At 61.5% G+C, this 18202-nt stretch carries 18 protein-coding genes; 11 read left to right on the top strand and 7 right to left on the bottom strand.

Features of this window, described 5'->3' with window-relative positions; all coding sequences use genetic code 11:
* Both OQK_RS14695 and OQK_RS14690 read left to right on the top strand, forming a co-directional pair.
* On the top strand, window positions 1–198 hold a 198-nt coding region (locus tag OQK_RS14695; protein WP_038860963.1), incomplete at its 5' end, for an Lrp/AsnC ligand binding domain-containing protein.
* Between the two features lie 170 nt (window positions 199–368).
* A complete protein-coding gene (locus OQK_RS14690; RefSeq protein WP_016773053.1) occupies window positions 369–578 on the top strand; it encodes a DUF2788 domain-containing protein in 210 nt (69 codons plus the stop codon).
* On the opposite strand, the gene OQK_RS14685 is transcribed toward OQK_RS14690, so the two are convergent.
* From OQK_RS14685 to OQK_RS14670, 4 genes are all read right to left on the bottom strand, one after another.
* Window positions 573–1208 carry a pseudouridine synthase gene (locus OQK_RS14685; protein ID WP_016773052.1) on the bottom strand — a complete coding sequence of 212 codons (636 nt, stop codon included), beginning with the start codon at window positions 1206–1208 and terminating at the stop codon, window positions 573–575. The genes OQK_RS14690 and OQK_RS14685 overlap by 6 nt on opposite strands.
* Before the next feature lie 72 nt (window positions 1209–1280).
* Window positions 1281–2780, bottom strand: coding sequence for an AMP nucleosidase (gene amn, locus OQK_RS14680; protein ID WP_016773051.1), 1500 nt, complete (start codon window positions 2778–2780; stop codon window positions 1281–1283).
* Between the two features lie 192 nt (window positions 2781–2972).
* On the bottom strand, window positions 2973–4622 hold the full coding sequence (locus OQK_RS14675) for an acyl-CoA dehydrogenase family protein (RefSeq protein WP_016773050.1): 1650 nt from the start codon (window positions 4620–4622) through the stop codon (window positions 2973–2975).
* A 95-nt stretch (window positions 4623–4717) separates the two neighbouring features.
* Complete coding sequence (locus OQK_RS14670; RefSeq protein ID WP_016773049.1) at window positions 4718–7069, bottom strand: 7TM diverse intracellular signaling domain-containing protein; 2352 nt, start codon at window positions 7067–7069, stop codon at window positions 4718–4720.
* A gap of 301 nt (window positions 7070–7370) precedes the next feature.
* On the opposite strand from OQK_RS14670, the gene OQK_RS14665 reads away from it, so the two are divergent.
* The 4 genes from OQK_RS14665 to OQK_RS14650 all read left to right on the top strand — a co-directional run bounded on the left by OQK_RS14665 (window position 7371) and on the right by OQK_RS14650 (window position 10888).
* Window positions 7371–8168 carry a hydroxymethylpyrimidine/phosphomethylpyrimidine kinase gene (locus tag OQK_RS14665; RefSeq protein WP_007909650.1) on the top strand — a complete coding sequence of 266 codons (798 nt, stop codon included), beginning with the start codon at window positions 7371–7373 and terminating at the stop codon, window positions 8166–8168.
* Between the two features lie 18 nt (window positions 8169–8186).
* Window positions 8187–8810 (top strand): thiamine phosphate synthase, encoded by a 624-nt coding sequence (gene thiE, locus OQK_RS14660; RefSeq protein WP_016773048.1) that lies wholly within the window; start codon window positions 8187–8189, stop codon window positions 8808–8810.
* Window positions 8811–8825: 15 nt separating this feature from the next.
* Window positions 8826–10109 carry a glutamate-1-semialdehyde 2,1-aminomutase gene (gene hemL, locus OQK_RS14655; RefSeq protein WP_016773047.1) on the top strand — a complete coding sequence of 428 codons (1284 nt, stop codon included), beginning with the start codon at window positions 8826–8828 and terminating at the stop codon, window positions 10107–10109.
* Between the two features lie 224 nt (window positions 10110–10333).
* A complete protein-coding gene (locus tag OQK_RS14650; RefSeq protein ID WP_016773046.1) occupies window positions 10334–10888 on the top strand; it encodes a tetratricopeptide repeat protein in 555 nt (184 codons plus the stop codon).
* 190 nt (window positions 10889–11078) lie between these two features.
* Here OQK_RS14650 and OQK_RS14645 read toward each other — a convergent pair whose 3' ends face one another.
* Window positions 11079–11408, bottom strand: coding sequence for a DUF1820 family protein (locus OQK_RS14645; protein WP_016773045.1), 330 nt, complete (start codon window positions 11406–11408; stop codon window positions 11079–11081).
* 132 nt (window positions 11409–11540) lie between these two features.
* Between OQK_RS14645 and miaB the strand changes: the two genes are divergently transcribed.
* The 5 genes from miaB (at window position 11541) to lnt (ending at window position 16949) form a co-directional block, all read left to right on the top strand.
* Entirely contained in the window at window positions 11541–12869 is a 1329-nt protein-coding gene (gene miaB / locus OQK_RS14640; RefSeq protein ID WP_016773044.1) for a tRNA (N6-isopentenyl adenosine(37)-C2)-methylthiotransferase MiaB, read from the top strand.
* A gap of 214 nt (window positions 12870–13083) precedes the next feature.
* Complete coding sequence (locus OQK_RS14635) at window positions 13084–14076, top strand: PhoH family protein (RefSeq protein ID WP_016773043.1); 993 nt, start codon at window positions 13084–13086, stop codon at window positions 14074–14076.
* Entirely contained in the window at window positions 14069–14563 is a 495-nt protein-coding gene (gene ybeY, locus OQK_RS14630; RefSeq protein WP_016773042.1) for an rRNA maturation RNase YbeY, read from the top strand. Before OQK_RS14635 ends, ybeY begins: the two co-directional genes overlap by 8 nt.
* Window positions 14564–14568: 5 nt before the next feature.
* Window positions 14569–15408 carry an HlyC/CorC family transporter gene (locus tag OQK_RS14625; RefSeq protein ID WP_016773041.1) on the top strand — a complete coding sequence of 280 codons (840 nt, stop codon included), beginning with the start codon at window positions 14569–14571 and terminating at the stop codon, window positions 15406–15408.
* A gap of 17 nt (window positions 15409–15425) precedes the next feature.
* Window positions 15426–16949: an apolipoprotein N-acyltransferase gene (lnt, locus tag OQK_RS14620; protein WP_016773040.1), complete on the top strand. Its 1524-nt coding sequence runs from the start codon at window positions 15426–15428 to the stop codon at window positions 16947–16949.
* A 116-nt stretch (window positions 16950–17065) separates the two neighbouring features.
* On the opposite strand, the gene OQK_RS14615 is transcribed toward lnt, so the two are convergent.
* Both OQK_RS14615 and OQK_RS14610 read right to left on the bottom strand, forming a co-directional pair.
* Window positions 17066–17827: a YdcF family protein gene (locus OQK_RS14615; protein WP_016773039.1), complete on the bottom strand. Its 762-nt coding sequence runs from the start codon at window positions 17825–17827 to the stop codon at window positions 17066–17068.
* 104 nt (window positions 17828–17931) lie between these two features.
* A complete protein-coding gene (locus OQK_RS14610; protein ID WP_238537185.1) occupies window positions 17932–18201 on the bottom strand; it encodes a hypothetical protein in 270 nt (89 codons plus the stop codon).
* Between the last annotated feature and the right edge of the window lies 1 nt (window position 18202).

The following is an 18202-nucleotide window of genomic DNA, read 5'->3' as shown; positions in this document are numbered from 1 at the left end:
GTGCTGGAGTGCAGTCTGGTGACCGGAGTGGATGCTGACTACCAGTTGAAAGTGGTGGTGCCGGATATGGATCACTATCAAAAGTTGCTGCTGGGGCATCTGACCCGGATCGAGGGGGTCACCAGCGTGCGGTCGAGTTTTGTGCTGAACCAGGTGCTCAACAGCACCGAACTGCCGCTGACTCATTTGCGTAGCTGATATCGCTTTCGCGAGCAGGCTCGCTCCCACAGGGGAATACATTTCAACCTGTGGGAGCGAGCCTGCTCGCGAAGAGGCCGGCACACGCGACGCAGATCAATGCCCCGCCATCCGCCCTTGGCGTATACTCGCCGCCGCCCTTTCAGCCCTGTCCGCGCCGGAGATCGCCAATGGATCCAGCACTGTTCGAAGAGTGGATGATGACCGGTCTGGTCAGCATCCTGATCATTTTCATGGGTTTCATCGTCTGGGATCTGGCGAAGAAGTCCAAGGCCGGGCGGTTCGGCTCGTTCATTCTGTTTTTCGTGCTGGGCCTGGGCGTGGCCGCGTTCATCATCAAGAGTGTGGTGATCGGCCTGATCGAATCCGGCGCCTTATAAGCGCGCTGGTACTTCCTGCCACTGGCCCTGATCCAGCCCTTCAATCGTCCAGTCACCAATCCTGACCCGCACCAGACGCAACGTCGGCAATCCGACCGCTGCCGTCATGCGCCGCACCTGCCGGTTGCGCCCTTCGCGAATTACCAGTTCCAGCCACGAAGTCGGTATGGTCGCGCGAAAGCGTACCGGCGGATTGCGCGGCCATAACTGCGGCTCAGCCAGTTGCCGCGCTTCGGCGGGCAGGGTCATGCCGTCATTCAACTCGACGCCATCGCGCAGGCGCTGCAACTGCTCGGCCGTCGGCTCGCCCTCCACCTGCACCCAATAGGTCTTGGCCAGTTTGTGTTTCGGATCGGCGATGCGCGCCTGTAACTGGCCGTCGTTGGTCAGCAGCAACAAGCCTTCGCTGTCGCGATCCAGACGTCCGGCCGGGTAAATCCCCGGCACATCGATGTAATCCTTGAGTGTCGCCCGCCCTTCACCGTCGCTGAATTGCGTCAGCACATCGAAGGGTTTGTTGAACAGGATCAGTTTCGGCTCGGCCGGTGGTGCTTTGGCAACACGGCGCGGGGCAGAAGACTGAGGCTTCACGCCGGGACGGCGGGAAGGTGGACGCGGGGGACGGGACATAAGAGACAGAACATTTAGCGATCAGGGCTGACAATGCTAGTGCCCCGACCGCCAAATGACCACGACTAACCGTTAACGGAACGGCGGCTCGTCGAAGCTGCGCAGTTTGCGCGAGTGCAGCGAGTTGAGTTCGGTACGCAGCAGATCCACCGCTTCGATGCCGATTTTCAAATGCTGGCTGACCGCACGTTCATAGAAGGCGTTGGCCGAGCCCGGCAGTTTGATTTCGCTGTGCAGCGGCTTGTCCGAAACGCAGAGCAACGTGCCGTAAGGCACACGCAGGCGATAACCTTGCGCTGCAATCGTGCCGCTTTCCATGTCCACCGCAACCGCGCGGGACAGGTTGATCAGCGGCCGCTCCTGAGCCCAGCGCAGTTCCCAGTTACGGTCGTCGTAGGTCAGAACCGTGCCGGTGCGCAGGCGCTTCTTCAGATCGTCGCCCTTCTCGCCGGTGACATTCGCCGCCGCCTGCTGCAGAGCAAGCTGCACTTCGGCCAGTGCCGGGATGGGAATATTCGGCGGCACCACACGATCAAGAATGCCGTCGCGACGCATGTAGGCGTGAGCCAGCACGTAGTCGCCGATGGTCTGCGACTGACGCAGGCCGCCGCAGTGGCCGATCATCAGCCAGCAATGCGGGCGCAGCACGGCCAGGTGATCGGTGATGTTCTTGGCGTTGGACGGGCCGACACCGATGTTGACCAGCGTCACGCCGTGGCCATCGCTGGCGATCAGGTGATAGGCCGGCATCTGGTAACGGTGCCAGACCACACCGGCGGCAATCGCCGAGGCTTCGCCGTGGTCCATGCTCTTCTCGATGATCACGTTGCCCGGCAGGACCATGCGCACGAACCGCGGGTCGCGGCGCAACTGCTCCAGACCATGAACGATGAACTGATCGACGTAGCGGTGATAGTTGGTCAGCAGAATCCACGGCTGCACATGGCGCCAGTCACTGCCGGTGTAATGCACCAGCCGGCGCAGCGAGAAATCCACGCGCGCCGCATCAAACAGCGCCAGTGGCAGCGGATCGGTGTTTTCCCAGTCGTAGAGGCCGTCGGCAATGCCATCGGTAGCGGCGGACAGGTCAGTACTCGGGAACACCCGCGCCAGCACCGCTGCAGTGACGCCGGAACCGGCCAGTTCATCGCCCTGCTCGACCACATACGGATACGGAATGTTCTGCTGGCTGACGCCGACTTCGACGGTCACGGTGAAGTCGTGCATCAACGGCGTCAGTTGTTCGAGCAGGTATTTGCGAAACGCCGCCGGGTGGGTGACGGTGACGCTGTAAGTGCCCGGCAGCTGCACCTTGGCGTAAGCGCGGGTGGTCTGCGGCACTTCGCCCTGGCAGTGGTAGGTCAGACGCAGTTCGGGATAACGAAACAGGGCACGCTGTTCGGCGTCGGGCTCGACGCGGTCCTTGAGGTAACGCTTGAGGGCAGAATTCAGCGCAGTGGTGGCCCGCTCATGCAGCTCGGCCAGACGATCCACGGCTTGTTCGGCGGTTTGAACGACAATAAACGCTTCGGTCACGATCAGCTTCCTGTGTTCTGACTTGCAGAGCTTCATCTTGCCTGCATCGTGGACGCACGGGAACAGTGGCGTTGTGGGTGTACCGAAATCTTTCAGGTAACCCGAATCCCTGTGGGAGCTGGCTTGCCAGCGATGAGGCCGTCACATTCAACATCGATGTTGACTGACAGACCGCCATCGCTGGCAAGCCAGCTCCCACAGGGTTTTGTGGTGTCGGGAAAATTGCGGTCAGAAAAGCTGTGGAGTCGAGCGTGCGACGATCGCTTCAACGTCCAGCCCACGCGGCAACGCGCCGTAGACGCGGCCGCCACCGCTCAGACGGCTGGCAATGAAGGCATCGCTGACCACGGAATTCCCAGCATCCAGCAACAGTTTGGCCTGCAATCCAAGGGCAATGTCTTCGGTCAACTGCCGCGCCCGATACTGAATATCACTGGTGTCCTTGAACTGCGCCTGCAACTGCTGGATGTGCGCGGCCAGACGCTTGTCGCCATGACCGTCGCCCAGTTCGCTGAACAGCACATCCAACACACCCGGCTCCTTCGACAACGCGCGCAGCACATCCAGACATTGCACATTCCCCGAACCTTCCCACGTCGAGTTCACCGGCGCTTCCCGGTACAGGCGCGGCAGGATGCTGTCCTCGACGTATCCAGCACCGCCCATGCATTCGGCGGCTTCGTTGATCATTCCTGGCGCGCGCTTGCAGATCCAGTATTTGCCCACTGCCGTCACCAGCCGCGCGAACTGCGCTTCGTGGCGATCATTCAGATGGTCCAGTGCCTTGCCCATGCGCAGACTCAGCGCCAACGCGGCCTCGCTCTCCAGGGCCAGATCGGCGAGTACGTTTTGCATCAGCGGCTGCTCGCTGAGCAATTTGCCGCCGACCTTGCGGTGCGCGCAGTGATGGCTGGCCTGGGTCAGCGCCTGGCGCATCAGCGAGCTGGAGCCGACCATGCAATCGAAACGGGTCATCGCCACCATTTCGATAATGGTCGGCACGCCGCGCCCTTCTTCGCCGATCATCCATGCCAGCGCCCCACGAAACTCCACTTCGCTGGAGGCGTTGGACTGGTTGCCGAGTTTGTTTTTCAGACGCTGGATGTAGAACTGATTGCGCGTGTCGTCCGGGCGATGGCGCGGCAGCAGAAAGCAACTCAAGCCCTTGTCGGTTTGCGCCAATGTCAGGAAGGCGTCGCACATCGGCGCCGAGCAGAACCACTTGTGCCCGACCAGTTCATAGGCCTGACCCGGGCCGCTGGCCCCGACCGGATAGGCTTTGGTGGTGTTGGCGCGAACGTCGGTGCCGCCCTGCTTCTCGGTCATCGCCATGCCGATGGTCACGCCGGCCTTGTGCGCCATGCCGACGTTGCGCGGATCGTATTCGGTGGCGAGGACTTTCGGCAGCCACTGCTCAGCCAGCTCCGGCTGCAAGCGCAGGGCCGGCACGCTGGCGAAGGTCATGGTCAGCGGGCAACCACTGCCGGCCTCGGCCTGGCTGTGCAGATAGGTCATCGAAGCGCGGGCGACATGCGCGCCGTCCTGCGGGTGTGCCCAAGGCAGCGAGGTCAGGCCATGTTCGATCGCCGTGCGCATGAGCTCGTGGTAAGCCGGGTGAAACTCGACCAGATCGATGCGATGGCCGTAGCGATCATGGCTGGCAAATAGCGGTTTGTTCTGGTTGGCGAGAAACCCCGCCTCCATCAGCGGCCCACCCGCGAGTGCGCCATAGGCATGGATGCGCGACTCGGCCCAACCGGCGCCAAAACGCCGCGACCACTCCTGTAACGGCAGGTCGATGCGGTACAGGTTGGTGCCGTCCAGCGATGGCGGCTGATTGGTGACTTCGTGGGTTTCGGCGAACTGATGCAGGTTCATGACGGCGCTCCTTGTTCAGCAATGGCACCAGTTAAGCACTGGTGCTTTTTTGAACAAAGTGTCATAGGCGCCGTTTTTGCGGCGCTTTTACCCCATCAGCAACTGAGCACGCGGCGCTGCAAGGCAGCCTGCAGATCCTCGAATTTCACTGGTTTGTGCAGATAGTCGATAGGCGCGCCCGGGGCGCATTGTTCGCGATCCGCACCCAGCGCCAGCATGAACACTGGCAAATGCGCGCAGCCTGGCAATGCATGGATCTGGCAGCACAGCGATGCACCTTCGTGGTTGGGCAACTGGCAATCGATCAGCACTGCATCGAAGCTTTCCCGTTGCAGGCAGTCCAGCGCGGCGGCGCCGTTATCCGCGCTGCGCACGCGGAAACCGAGCTTGAGCAACATGCCACGCATCACCAGTTGGTTGACGCTGTTGTCGTCCACCAGCAGCACCGTGCAGTCCTGCGGCGCACGAATGCAATCGCGGGGCGGCTGATCCGCAGGCGCTTCGATCACCGGCAGTTCGAATTCGACATCGAGCTGGAAGCGGCTGCCGCGACCCGGCTCGGAACGATGGGTGAGTTTGCCGCCGAGCAATTCGACCAGTTGCCGACAGATCGCCAGACCAACACCGAGGCCGCCGTATTCGCGAGTCATCGAACCGTCGAGCTGGAAGAAACGCTGATACAGGGTCGCCTCGCCCAGATCAGTGAAACCGATGCCGGTGTCGATCACCGCAAACGACAGCGCCATGCGCTCATCCGCCGACGGCCGACCGGTAACGCGCAACGCCAGGCCGCCGACGCGGGTGAACTTGATCGCATTGTCCAGCAGGCATTCCAGGCACTGCGCCAATTTCGCGCTGTCGCCGAGCAAGCGATCCGGCAGGGTCGGCAGCACCTCGACCTTGAAGTCCAGCGACTTGCTCGCTGCATTGCCTTCGAACTGCACGCGCAACGCTTCGATCACGCCGCGCAGGCTGAAACTGCCCGGCGTCGCCTTGAGCTTGCCGGCCTGCAACTCAGTGAGCGTGAGGATGCCATTGACCATGCGCATCATGTCGCGGGCGGAACCGGCGGCGGTCTGTTGATATTGCTCAAGCTCGGGATCGAGGTCGACGGTCTGCATCAGCTCCAGCGAACCGATCACCCCATTCATCGGCGTGCGCAATTCGTGGGTCAGCGTCGCGAGGAATTCGTCCTTGAGCTTGTTGCTGTGAGCCAGTTGCTGGTTGAGCACTTCGAGTTTCTGCCCGGCGTCGAACAAGGTCTGCGCCTGTTGTTCGCGCATGGCGTTGATGCGATCGGCCAGCGCCAGCGACAGCAGCGCCACCTCGATCGCCGAGCCGATCTGGCTGGCGTACATGGTCAGGAACACGTTGGGCAGCAGGCCCAGCACCATCAGCGTATTGACGATGCCGCCGAGCAGGAACGCCGACCAGGCGATGATGAAGTAACGCGCAACGCGCAAGCCGCGCCACCAGGCAAGAATCCCGGCGGCGAAGATCACCACGGTGAAGGTCAGCGCCAGTGTGGTCGCCAGGCGCAGGGCCAGGGCATAACTGGTCATCAGCGACAGACCGATCACCAGTGCACTGAAGGCAATCAGGCCGATCAGCAAACGATCGAGCCAAGGACTGTGGGTCTTGGTCTGCAGGAAACTGCGGGCGAACTGGCTGCCGAACAGCCCGGCGCAACCGATGAAGAACGGCGTCGCGGCGTTGGCCCACCATGGGTTGTCCGGCCAGAAATACTCAACCGCCGCGCCATTCACCGACAATTGATAGAGGCCGAACGAGCCGATATAGAAGATGTAATAGAGGTAACTGGTGTCGCGCACGCTCAGGTAGATGAACAGGTTGTAGACCAGCATCCCCAGCAGCACGCCATAAATGATGCCGAGCACATACAGGCGCACCGGTTGGTCTTCGAGGTACGCGGTGCTCGACCACAACGTCACCGGCGCCTGGATCGAGCCTTCGCTGGCCAGTCGCAGGTACAGCGTCTGCTGTTGATCCGGCTTGAAGGGAAGGTCGAACAGGTAGTTGTTCTGGCGGATCTCGCGACTGGCGAAGGGCAAGGCATCGCCGGTCTGGCGCACCAGTCGGTAGGCGCCACTGGCGTCGGGCAAGTAAAGGTCGAGGTGATCAAGCGGCGGATACGCCAGCTCCAGCAGCCAGGTGCCCTGGGCGGCCGGGTTGCTCGGGCGGTAATGCAGGTCGATCTTCAGCCAGAACGCCGAGCGCGAGTAACCGGCGTTGAGCGTGGCTTTGTCGTGGGCTTTGAACTGGCCGGCGGCGTCTTGCGCACGGACGTCGGCAATCGTCGCCTGACCGCTCGGGTCTTCGAACACTTGCAGCGATCGGCCCAGTGGCAGGCTCTGGGTGAATTCGTCGAATTCGACGGCGCTCGCCATGAGGGGCAAGCAGAACAGCAACATCAGCAAATAGCGCATTGAAGCCCCAGCGTGGCTCGTCCGGTTGTGTCAGGAAGCCCCCCATTCCCTTTGAGTAGACGTAAAACCGGTATTACCTGTGATTGTTTGGATCCAGCCTAGCATAGCCGTTGATGGCCATTGAGCACCATGGAAATTTTTCCTACAACGGCTCTAGAACGGGCGTTCCAGGGCAAAGCACCGAGATAGAGCTGTTGGAATGGTCAGGAACGTCAAAGATCGCAGCCTCCGGTAGCTCCTGCATTTATCTTGCTCTGCCACCCACACCCCAAAATCAGCTTTGGTGGTAAGCTCGCGCACCATGAATATCTACAGCTCCCGCCCCGTTGTCCTCTGTCTCTCCGGCCACGACCCCAGTGGTGGCGCCGGCTTGCAGGCAGATATCGAAGCCTTGCTCGCGCAGGGTTGCCATGCGGCTCCGGCCGTCACCGCCCTGACCGTGCAAGACACCGTCAACGTCACGGACTTCCGCGTCCTCGACCGTGAGTGGGTACTGGCCCAGGCCAACGCCGTGCTCAATGACTCCGAAGTCGCCGCAGTGAAACTGGGCATGCTCGGCTCGCTGGAGATGGTCGACACGGTCGTCGAACTGCTCTCGGCGCACCCGCATCTGCCAGTGGTCTGCGATCCGGTGCTGCGTGCCGGCGGCGGCGGACGCCTGGGCAAGGACGAGGTCGGCTACGCGATGCGCGAGCGTCTGCTGCCGCTGTCGATCATTGCCACGCCCAATCTTCCTGAAGCGCGCATCCTCGCCGAACTGCCCGAAGGCACGGCCGACGAGTGCGCGGAAAAACTCCTGCCATTCGTCAAAAACCTGCTGATTACCGGCGGCCATGGCGACGAAACTGAAATCCACAACCGCGTGTACAGCCGCGACGGCCTGCGCGAAACCTTTATCTGCCAACGCCTGCCGGGCAGCTATCACGGCTCCGGTTGCACGCTGGCCAGCGCCCTCGCCGGTCGCCTGGCTCAGGGCGAACACCTGGCCAGTGCCGTGCGCAGTGCGCTGGATTACACCTGGCGCACTTTGCGCGATGCCGAACAACTGGGCAAAGGCCAGTTCGTGCCGCGTCGCCTGCCGCTGGATTTCTGCTCGTAACGTCGTGAGGTCTGCCCGATGAAACTCCGTGGCCTGTATGCCATTACCGACAGCCAGTTGCTGACCGGCAAGTTTCTGTCTTACGTGGAGGCGGCGCTCGACGGCGGCGTCGCCCTGCTGCAATACCGCGACAAGAGCAGCGACGAGGCCCGCCGTCTGCGCGAGGCCGAAACGCTGCGCAACTTGTGCGAGCGCTACAAGACGCAGCTGATCATCAACGATGACGCCGAGCTGGCCGCACGCCTCAACGTCGGCGTGCACTTGGGCCAGACCGACGGCCCGCTGTCGCCGACCCGCGCGCTGCTCGGTTCGAAAGCCATCATCGGTTCGACTTGTCACGGGCAAATCGCCCTGGCCGAACAGGCTGCCAAAGAAGGCGCGAGTTACGTTGCCTTCGGCCGCTTCTTCAATTCCACCACCAAACCCGGTGCGCCGAGTTGCAGCCTCGACTTGCTCGACGAAGCCAAACGCACGCTGCACTTGCCGGTCTGCGCGATCGGCGGGATCACCCTCGATAACGCCGCGCCACTGGTCGAGCACGGTGTCGATCTGCTCGCCGTGATCCACGGTTTATTCGGCGCCGAGAGCAGCGCCGAAGTGACCCGCCGCGCCCGCGCCTTCAACGAACTTCTGAAAATCTGATTTGAGAGCCCGATCATGTCTCGTTCCGAAACCCTGTTTGCCAATGCTCAGAAACACATCCCCGGCGGCGTCAACTCGCCGGTGCGCGCGTTCAAGAGCGTCGGCGGCACCCCGCTGTTCTTCAAACACGCCGAAGGCGCTTACGTCACCGACGAAGATGACAAGCGTTATGTCGATTACGTGGGTTCGTGGGGCCCGATGATCCTTGGCCACAGCCATCCGGACGTGCTCGACGCGGTGCGCAATCAGCTGCAACACGGCCTGTCCTACGGCGCGCCGACGTCGATGGAAACCGAGATGGCCGATCTGGTCTGCTCGCTGGTGCCGTCAATGGACATGGTGCGCATGGTCAGCTCCGGCACCGAAGCGACCATGAGCGCGATCCGTCTGGCCCGTGGTTACACCGGTCGCGACAGCATCATCAAATTCGAAGGCTGCTACCACGGCCACTCCGACAGCCTGCTGGTCAAGGCCGGTTCCGGCGCTCTGACCCAGGGCGTACCGAGCTCGGCCGGCGTGCCGGCAGCCTTCGCCAAACACACCCTGACCCTGCCGTTCAACGACATCGACGCGGTTGAAGCGATGCTCGCCGAAGTGGGCGAGGACGTGGCGTGCATCATCGTCGAGCCGGTCGCCGGCAACATGAACTGCGTGCCGCCAGCGCCGGGCTTCCTCGAAGGACTGCGTTCGCTGTGTGACAAGCACGGCGTGGTGTTGATTTTCGACGAAGTGATGACCGGTTTCCGCGTCGCCCTCGGCGGTGCCCAGGCGCACTACGGTGTGACGCCGGACCTGACCACGTTCGGCAAGATTATCGGCGGTGGCATGCCGGTGGGCTGCTTCGGTGGCAAACGCGAAATCATGCAACGCATCGCCCCACTGGGCCCGGTGTATCAGGCCGGTACGTTGTCGGGTAATCCGCTGGCGATGGCTGCCGGCCTGACGACCCTGCGTCTGATCAGCCGCCCGGGCTTCCACGCCGAACTGACCGACTACACCGCGCGCATGCTCGACGGTCTGCAACAGCGTGCCGATGCTGCGGGCATCCCGTTCGTGACCACTCAGGCCGGCGGCATGTTCGGTCTGTACTTCAGCGGCGCCGACGACATCGTCACCTTCGACGACGTGATGGCCAGCGACGCAGCAATGTTCGGTCGCTTCTTCCACCTGATGCTGGAAGGTGGCGTGTACCTGGCGCCGAGCGCTTTCGAAGCCGGTTTCACCTCGATCGCCCATGGCGAAGCCGAGTTGCAACTGACGCTGGACGCCGCCGAGCGTGCCTTCGCCGCATTGAAATAATCGCCGTACCGCTGACGTTGGCTATGGCCAGCGTCAGCTTTCGCCTACATCCGCTCGGTTTTTCCGACGCGTCTGCGAAAATCCTGCCTGAATCGGGCGATATATTCCCCACGCAGCAGAAAAACGAGTAAAGACTTTGTAAGGTTGGCCCTGCTTATTTCATAATGCGCGCTTATTGGATCCCTCGACGGGTCCGCGTGCCCTTCAGAGGTAAGTCGATTCCCATGAACCGCACCGGCCGCACCCTTGCATTGGGCTGCCTGTTGCTCCTTCAGCCCCTGCTCGCGCATGCACAAGCAGGCGGCAACTCGTTGTTGATCCCGGCGATGGGTCGTTGCACCCTCAATACTCAGCCGCAAGACGTCACGCAGGCATTGGCCGCCTGCCAGAAAGCGGCGGACGAAGGGGACGCGCAAGCGCAATACGAGTTGGGTGAGTTCTACTACGACGGCAAGAACGCGCCGCGCGACCTCAATCAAGCCCTGAGCTATTTCGAAAAGGCCTCGCTGCAAGGCCACGCCCAGGCGCAATTCAAGCTCGGCAGCATGTTCTTCCACGGTGAAGGCGTGCAGGCCAACAATATCCAGGCCTACATCGTGCTGAAGATGGCAGCGGTCAACGGTGCTGAAGAGGCATTGGACACGGCTGACGAAGTCTCGGAAAAAATGTCCCGCGAAGATCTCGAAACCGCCACTCAGGTGCTCGGGCAGATTTTCCGCAAATACCTGATGGAACTGCAGAACGCCGACGGGCGCACGCCATTCTCCCCACTGCCCTAAAGGCTATGGAGATGACCTGTGGCGAGGGGATTTATCCCCGTTGGGCTGCGAAGCGGCCCCAAACCCTGCAACCCGGTTCTGTCTGACACATATTGCTGGATGGATTGCGACTGCTTCGCAGCCGAGCGGGGCGGTGCGACGTTTCGCTAAATCCCCTCACCACAAACTCATTCCAATCCAGAATCCGCTGTTACTTTTCAGGCATCGGCATCGGAAACGGCATGACATTGCCGACCGCGCCCCGGGCCTCGCTGATTTTCGGCGTGCCCAGACGTTCCACTTCGTCGATGCGCACGATCGAATGCATCGGTACAAAGCTGCGCACCACGCCTTCGAATTGCGCCTTGAGCTTCTCTTCACTCGGATCGACGACCATTTGCGTACGCTCGCCAAAGACGAATTCTTCAACTTCCAGGAAACCCCACAGATCACTTTGATAGATCTGCTTGGCGTACATTTCGAACACCTGGCCTTGGTTGAGGAAAATCACCTTGTAGATTGGAGCTTCGCGTTTGGTCATGGCGGGCGGATAACATCGGGGTAAAAATGAGGGCGCGAACTATAGCATAGCCACCGGACGCACAGCGGTAGGAACCTGACGGCTTGTTCCCTATAATGCGCGGTTCTTTGAATCACGTGACGACCCGAATCCATGGCCAAGAAGCTTTACATCGAAACCCACGGTTGCCAGATGAACGAGTACGACAGCTCGCGCATGGTCGATCTGCTGGGCGAACATCAGGCCCTGGAAGTCACCGCCCGCGCGGAAGACGCCGACGTGATTCTGCTCAACACCTGCTCGATCCGCGAACGCGCGCAAGACCGCGTGTATTCGCAGCTCGGCCGCTGGCGCGAACTGAAGCTGGCCAACCCCGACATGGTCATCGCCGTCGGCGGTTGCGTGGCCAGTCAGGAAGGCGCGGCGATCCGCGATCGCGCTCCGTACGTCGACGTGGTGTTCGGCCCGCAGACCCTGCACCGTCTGCCGGAGATGATCGACGCCGCGCGCAGCAGCAAGCTGCCGCAGGTCGACGTGTCGTTCCCGGAAATCGAAAAATTCGACCACCTGCCGGAGCCGCGTATCGACGGCCCGAGTGCCTACGTGTCGGTGATGGAAGGTTGCAGCAAGTACTGCACGTTCTGCGTGGTGCCGTACACCCGTGGCGAAGAGGTCAGCCGGCCGTTCGACGACGTGATCGCGGAAATCATTCACCTGGCCGAACACGGCGTGCGTGAAGTGACCTTGCTCGGGCAGAACGTCAACGGCTATCGCGGCCAGACCCACGACGGTCGCCTGGCCGACCTGGCCGAGCTGATTCGCGTGGTCGCCGCTGTCGATGGCATCGACCGCATCCGCTACACCACGTCGCATCCGCTGGAGTTCTCCGACAGCCTGATCCAGGCCCACGCCGAAGTGCCGGAACTGGTCAAGCACCTGCACTTGCCGGTGCAGTCGGGCTCGGACCGGATTCTCGCGGCGATGAAGCGTAACCACACGGCGCTGGAGTACAAATCCAAGCTGCGCAAATTGCGCGCCGCCGTACCGGGGATCTGCATCAGTTCGGACTTCATCGTCGGTTTCCCCGGCGAAACCGAAAAGGACTTCGAACAGACCATGAAGCTGATTGCCGATGTCGGCTTCGATTTCTCCTACTCGTTCGTCTATAGCCAGCGCCCGGGCACGCCCGCTGCCGATCTGGCCGACGACACCCCGGAAGAACTGAAGAAAGAACGCCTGAACGCGCTGCAACATCGTCTGAATCAGCAGGGCTTCGAGATCAGCCGACAAATGGTCGGCTCGATCCAGCGGATTCTGGTGACCGATTACTCGAAGAAAGACCCGGGCGAGCTGCAGGGCCGCACCGAGAATAACCGTATCGTCAACTTCCGCTGCGACAATCCCACCCTGATCGGTCAGTTCGCCGATGTGCACATCGACGCCGCGCAACCGCACTCACTGCGTGGTTCTTTAATTCAATAACGCCGCATTTCTCCTGTGGGAGCGAGCCTGCTCGCGAAGGCGGTCTGTCAGACACATCAATTTTGAATGTGTCGCCGCCTTCGCGAGCAGGCTCGCTCCCACAGGCAAAGCGCAGCGGCGCTGATCGGCTGAGATATTTAAGAGCTTTCGCACCCACGCCACTGGCGTTATCCTTGATTTCATCCTAATTGCCCCAGGGCGGCTAAATACGACCTTGAACGCACCCATCGAACCACATCGTTTTCTCCTCGAGCCTTTTGAGGCTCGCCGCTTCGCCAATCTGTGCGGGCAATTCGACGAGCATTTGCGCTTGATCGAACAGCGCCTGGCCATCGAGATCCGCAATCGCGGAAACCAGTTCGAGTTGATTGGCGATCCAAAACTCACCACGTCCGCGGAAAACCTGCTGCGCCGCCTGTACCGCGAAACCAAGGGTACCGAGCTGTCGCCAGACCTGGTGCACCTGTTCATTCAGGAATCAGCAGATATCGACAACCCGGCCCCTGCCGAAGCGACCGTCGCCCTGCGCACCAAGAAAGGCATGATTCGCCCACGCGGCTTGAATCAGCAGCGCTACGTGAAGGAAATCCTCGGCAACGACATCAATTTCGGCATCGGCCCGGCCGGTACCGGCAAGACCTATCTGGCCGTGGCCTGCGCGGTAGATGCGCTGGAGCGCGAGCAGATCCGCCGCATCCTGCTGGTGCGTCCGGCGGTCGAAGCGGGGGAAAAACTCGGCTTCCTGCCCGGCGACCTGTCGCAGAAGATCGACCCGTACCTGCGCCCGCTCTACGACGCGCTGTACGAAATGCTCGGTTTCGAATACGTCGCCAAGCTGATCGAGAAACAGGTGATCGAAGTCGCGCCGCTGGCCTACATGCGCGGTCGTACGCTGAACAACAGCTTCATCATTCTCGACGAAAGCCAGAACACCACCGTCGAGCAGATGAAGATGTTCCTCACGCGCATCGGCTTCGGCTCCACCGCCGTGATCACCGGCGACATCACCCAGGTCGACCTGCCGCGCGGCACCAAGTCCGGCTTGCACCATGTGATCGAAGTGCTCAAAGACGTGCCGGGCATCAGCTTCACCCATTTCCAGCCCAAAGACGTCGTGCGCCACCCGTTGGTGCAGCGGATCGTCGAGGCCTACGAGCGCTTCGAGACCCGTGCCGAAGCTGCGAAGGAAGCCTCGCGCGATGCTTGAGCTGGATCTGCAAATCGCCACCGAGGCCAGCGCGCCGAGTGAAGCCGAGTTCCGTCAGTGGTGCGAACTGGCCCTGCGCCAGCGCAGCGCTGATTCGGAAATGACCATTCGTCTGGTCGACGAGGAAGAAGGCCGCGAGCTCAATCACACCTGGCGCCACAAGGACTATGCGACCAATGTGTTGTCGTTCCCGGCGGAAGTGCCTGACGAGTTTCTCGATATTCCGCTGCTCGGCGATCTGGTGATCTGCGTGGCCGTGGTCGAACGCGAAGCCGCCGAGCAGGGCAAGGAACTAAAGGCCCACTGGGCACATCTGGTCATTCACGGCTGCTTGCATCTGCTCGGTTACGACCATATAGATGACGACGAAGCCGAAGAAATGGAAGCACTGGAACGCGAGTTGCTTGCTGAACTGGGCTATCCCGATCCGTACGCGGATGACGAAACCGAACACTCCCCCATCGTTACAACAAAGGATTCAGAGTAATCGCTATGAGCGAAGATCGATCGAGCAACGGGCAGAAGTCATGGCTGGGTAAACTGACCCAGGCTTTTGCCCACGAGCCGAAGAACCGTCAGGAGCTCCTCGAGCTGCTGCGTGATGCACATCAGAACAAACTGCTCGACAGCGAAGCGCTGGCCATCGTCGAAGGCGCCATCCAGGTGGCTGACCTGCAAGTGCGCGACATCATGGTGCCGCGCTCGCAGATGGTCAGCATCAAGGCGACCCAGACACCCCGCGAATTCCTCCCCGCCGTGGTCGACTCGGCCCACTCGCGCTATCCGGTCATCGGCGAAAGCCACGACGACGTGATGGGCGTGCTGCTGGCCAAGGATCTGCTGCCGCTGATCCTCAAGGAGAACGGCGACAGCTTCAACATCAAGGACCTGCTGCGCCCGGCCACCTTCGTGCCGGAGTCCAAGCGTCTGAACGTGTTGCTGCGTGAATTCCGCGCCAACCACAACCACATGGCCATCGTCATCGACGAATACGGCGGTGTGGCCGGTCTGGTGACCATCGAAGACGTGCTGGAACAGATCGTCGGCGACATCGAGGACGAGCACGACGTCGAAGAAGACAGCTACATCAAGCCGCTGCCCAGCGGTGACTTCCTGATCAAGGCGTTGACACCGATCGAGAACTTCAACGAGTTCTTTGACAGCGAATTCTCCGACGACGAGTTCGATACCGTTGGCGGTCTGGTGATGAGCGCGTTCGGCCACTTGCCAAAACGCAACGAAATCACTGAAATCGGCGCCTATCGCTTCCGTATCCTGAACGCCGACAGCCGTCGGATTCATTTGCTGCGACTGACCCCAATCGCCCGGTAAGAAATCTAAGGACTGAAATGCGCTGGACAACCCGCCCCGGCTGGCCCGGTAACCTGCTGGCCGTGGCGGCCGGTGCAATTACCACCTTCGCTCTGGCACCTTTCAACATCTGGCCGCTGGCTTTGCTCGCGGTCGGTTTGTTCTACGCCGGTTTGCGTGAGCTGAGCCCGCGTCAGGCGCTCGGCCGTGGCTGGTGCTTCGGCTTCGGCCTGTTCGGTGCCGGCACCAGTTGGATCTATTACAGCATCCACCACTTTGGTGGCGCTTCGGTGTTGCTCGCCGGGTTCCTGATGCTGCTGTTCACCGCGGCGATTGCCTGGTTCTTCGCCCTGCCCGCGTGGCTGTGGGCACGCTGGTTGCGGCGTAACGAAGCACCGCTGGCGGATGCCTTGGCCTTTGCTGCGTTGTGGGTCGGCCAGGAAGCTTTTCGCGGCTGGTTCCTCACCGGTTTCCCATGGCTTTATTCCGGTTACAGCCAGCTCGACGGCCCGCTGGCCGGGCTCGCGCCGGTGGGCGGGATGTGGCTGGTCTCGTTTGTTCTGGCACTTACCGCAGCGCTGATCTACAACGCGTCGCGCTTGTTGCAGGCGCGACGCAAGGGTTTCATCGCGGCCGGTGTGGTACTTCTGGCGGGGCCTTGGGTAGCAGGCATCGCCCTCAAAGGCCACGCGTGGACCAGCCCGTCCGGCGCACCGCTGACCGTGGCCGCAATTCAGGGCAACGTCGCGCAGAGCATGAAATGGGACCCGGCCGAGCTCAACGCGCAACTGGCGCTGTACCGTGATCTCAGTTTCCGCTCCAAACCGGTCGATCTGCTGATCTGGCCGGAAACCGCCGTGCCGGTGTTGAAGGAGTCCGCCGAGGGCTACCTGACGATGATGGGCAACTTCGCCGCCGAGCGTAAATCAGCGTTGATCACCGGTGTGCCGATCCGCCAGACCGTGCATCACGAACGGCGCTTCTTCAACGGCATCACCGTGGTCGGCGAAGGCGACGGCACTTACCTGAAGCAGAAACTGGTGCCGTTCGGCGAATACGTGCCGTTGCAGGATGTGTTGCGCGGTTTGATCGCGTTCTTCGACCTGCCGATGTCGGACTTCGCGCGCGGCCCGTCGGATCAAGCGCTCTTGCAAGCCAAGGGTTACCAGATCGCACCGTTTATCTGCTACGAAGTGGTCTATCCGGAATTCGCCGCTGGCCTGTCGGCACGCAGTGATCTGTTGCTGACGATCAGCAACGACACCTGGTTCGGCACGTCCATCGGCCCGCTGCAGCATTTGCAGATGGCGCAGATGCGCGCGCTGGAAGCCGGACGCTGGATGATCCGCGCGACCAACAACGGCGTTACCGGCCTGATCAATCCGTTCGGGCAGATCACCGAGCAGATTCCGCAGTTCGAACAAGGCGTGTTGTATGGCGAAGTGGTACCGATGCACGACCTGACGCCGTACCTGCAATGGCGTTCGTGGCCGCTGATCGTGTTGTGCCTGCTGCTGTTTGGCTGGGCGTTGATGGCCAGCCGCATGTCGAAGACCCTCTGAGAAATGTGGCGAGGGGATTTATCCCCGCTGGAGTGCGCAGCAGTCCCCTCTTCTGAAGGCAAGAGAGGGGCCGCTACGCGCCCCATCGGGGATAAATCCCCTCGCCACAATGATCTTCAGCGGTAAAACAACGAATACCCCACCTGCCCCACCGCTTCATTGAGCAACTGCCCGCTCTGCCAGATCGACTTGAACTCCGGCAGCCAGCCGCCAAATGGCCGTGCGTTATCGGTACCGAGGAAACCCACCGGTGCCGGCACCACCTCAAAACCCGCCTGCTCAAAGCTCCACACCGCACGCGGCATGTGCCACGCCTGCGTCACCACGACAACCCGCTTGAGCCCCTGGGGCAAGAGAATATCTGCCGTCATCTTCGCGTTCTCCCATGTGGTGCGGCTCTCGCCTTCCTGCCAGCGCACGCTCACGTCGAAGTCATCACGCAACGAATCCGCCATCAACTTCGCCTCGGTCGGGGGCGTGCCGTAATGCAGGCCGCCGCTGGTCAGAATCGGCAGGCCCGAGGCCTTGGCCAGGCGTGCGGCGTAACGCTGACGCTCAAGGCCGACGCCGGTCGGCTGGTCTTCGCCCCAAGCCAGATCACCGCGCTCACGCCCCGAGCCCAGCACCACAATCGCATCGGCGCGTTGCGCCAGCGTCGCCCATTCCTGCCGCGCCAGCGGCGGCTCTCGTTCCAGCGCCTTGGCGCTCCACTGCACGACCACCGGCAGGCTCATCAGCCACAGGCCGCCAAAGCCGAAGGCAAAACATACGCCAGCCAGACGCGGCCGCGAGCGGCGCAGCCACCAGGCGGCCAGCAACAGCAGCAAAAGAATGCCGGGCGGCAGTAAAAGTTGTTTGATGAAATAGCGAAAGGGCATCGGGCATCTCCAAAGATGCCCGAAGCCTAAGAGTGTTGATTACGCGTTACAACCAGTAGGCCGGATCCGGTTGCAAAAGATCCGTTTCATGACCTGCCATGCGCTTACTTGGCCTGCACAGAACGCACCTTGCCGGTGTCTCTGCGCGGCGCCTTGTCCTTGAGCCAGATGACCTTGGCCGAATGTGCTGCATAGAGCTGCTTCACTGCTTGAGACAGGCATCCCTGCGTTTCACGTTCACTGCGATCCAGATAGGCCTTGACCAGTTTGAACTCGGCGGGACTCAAGCCACGCAATTCCAGTTCCAGGGGGCGCTCGTCGCGCAGCCGGTCAGCGGTTTTCACGGCGTCCAGCGCCATGCCCAGACGATCGATC

Origin of the sequence: Pseudomonas sp. R62 (assembly GCF_000257605.1) — a bacterium.
In the GTDB taxonomy this organism is placed as follows: Bacteria; Pseudomonadota; Gammaproteobacteria; order Pseudomonadales; family Pseudomonadaceae; genus Aquipseudomonas; species Aquipseudomonas atacamensis.
This window is presented reverse-complemented; position numbering and strand designations above follow the sequence as displayed.

Bases quoted from the DNA above. Each gene is read 5' to 3' on its own strand.
- OQK_RS14690 (WP_016773053.1), top strand. From the start codon at position 369: ATGGATCCAGCACTGTTCGAAGAGTGGATGATGACCGGTCTGGTCAGC.
- OQK_RS14685 (WP_016773052.1), bottom strand. From the start codon at position 1,208: ATGTCCCGTCCCCCGCGTCCACCTTCCCGCCGTCCCGGCGTGAAGCCT.
- amn (WP_016773051.1), bottom strand. From the start codon at position 2,780: ATGAAGCTCTGCAAGTCAGAACACAGGAAGCTGATCGTGACCGAAGCG.
- OQK_RS14675 (WP_016773050.1), bottom strand. From the start codon at position 4,622: ATGAACCTGCATCAGTTCGCCGAAACCCACGAAGTCACCAATCAGCCG.
- OQK_RS14670 (WP_016773049.1), bottom strand. From the start codon at position 7,069: ATGCGCTATTTGCTGATGTTGCTGTTCTGCTTGCCCCTCATGGCGAGC.
- OQK_RS14665 (WP_007909650.1), top strand. From the start codon at position 7,371: ATGAATATCTACAGCTCCCGCCCCGTTGTCCTCTGTCTCTCCGGCCAC.
- thiE (WP_016773048.1), top strand. From the start codon at position 8,187: ATGAAACTCCGTGGCCTGTATGCCATTACCGACAGCCAGTTGCTGACC.
- hemL (WP_016773047.1), top strand. From the start codon at position 8,826: ATGTCTCGTTCCGAAACCCTGTTTGCCAATGCTCAGAAACACATCCCC.
- OQK_RS14650 (WP_016773046.1), top strand. From the start codon at position 10,334: ATGAACCGCACCGGCCGCACCCTTGCATTGGGCTGCCTGTTGCTCCTT.
- OQK_RS14645 (WP_016773045.1), bottom strand. From the start codon at position 11,408: ATGACCAAACGCGAAGCTCCAATCTACAAGGTGATTTTCCTCAACCAA.
- miaB (WP_016773044.1), top strand. From the start codon at position 11,541: ATGGCCAAGAAGCTTTACATCGAAACCCACGGTTGCCAGATGAACGAG.
- ybeY (WP_016773042.1), top strand. From the start codon at position 14,069: ATGCTTGAGCTGGATCTGCAAATCGCCACCGAGGCCAGCGCGCCGAGT.
- OQK_RS14625 (WP_016773041.1), top strand. From the start codon at position 14,569: ATGAGCGAAGATCGATCGAGCAACGGGCAGAAGTCATGGCTGGGTAAA.
- lnt (WP_016773040.1), top strand. From the start codon at position 15,426: ATGCGCTGGACAACCCGCCCCGGCTGGCCCGGTAACCTGCTGGCCGTG.
- OQK_RS14615 (WP_016773039.1), bottom strand. From the start codon at position 17,827: ATGCCCTTTCGCTATTTCATCAAACAACTTTTACTGCCGCCCGGCATT.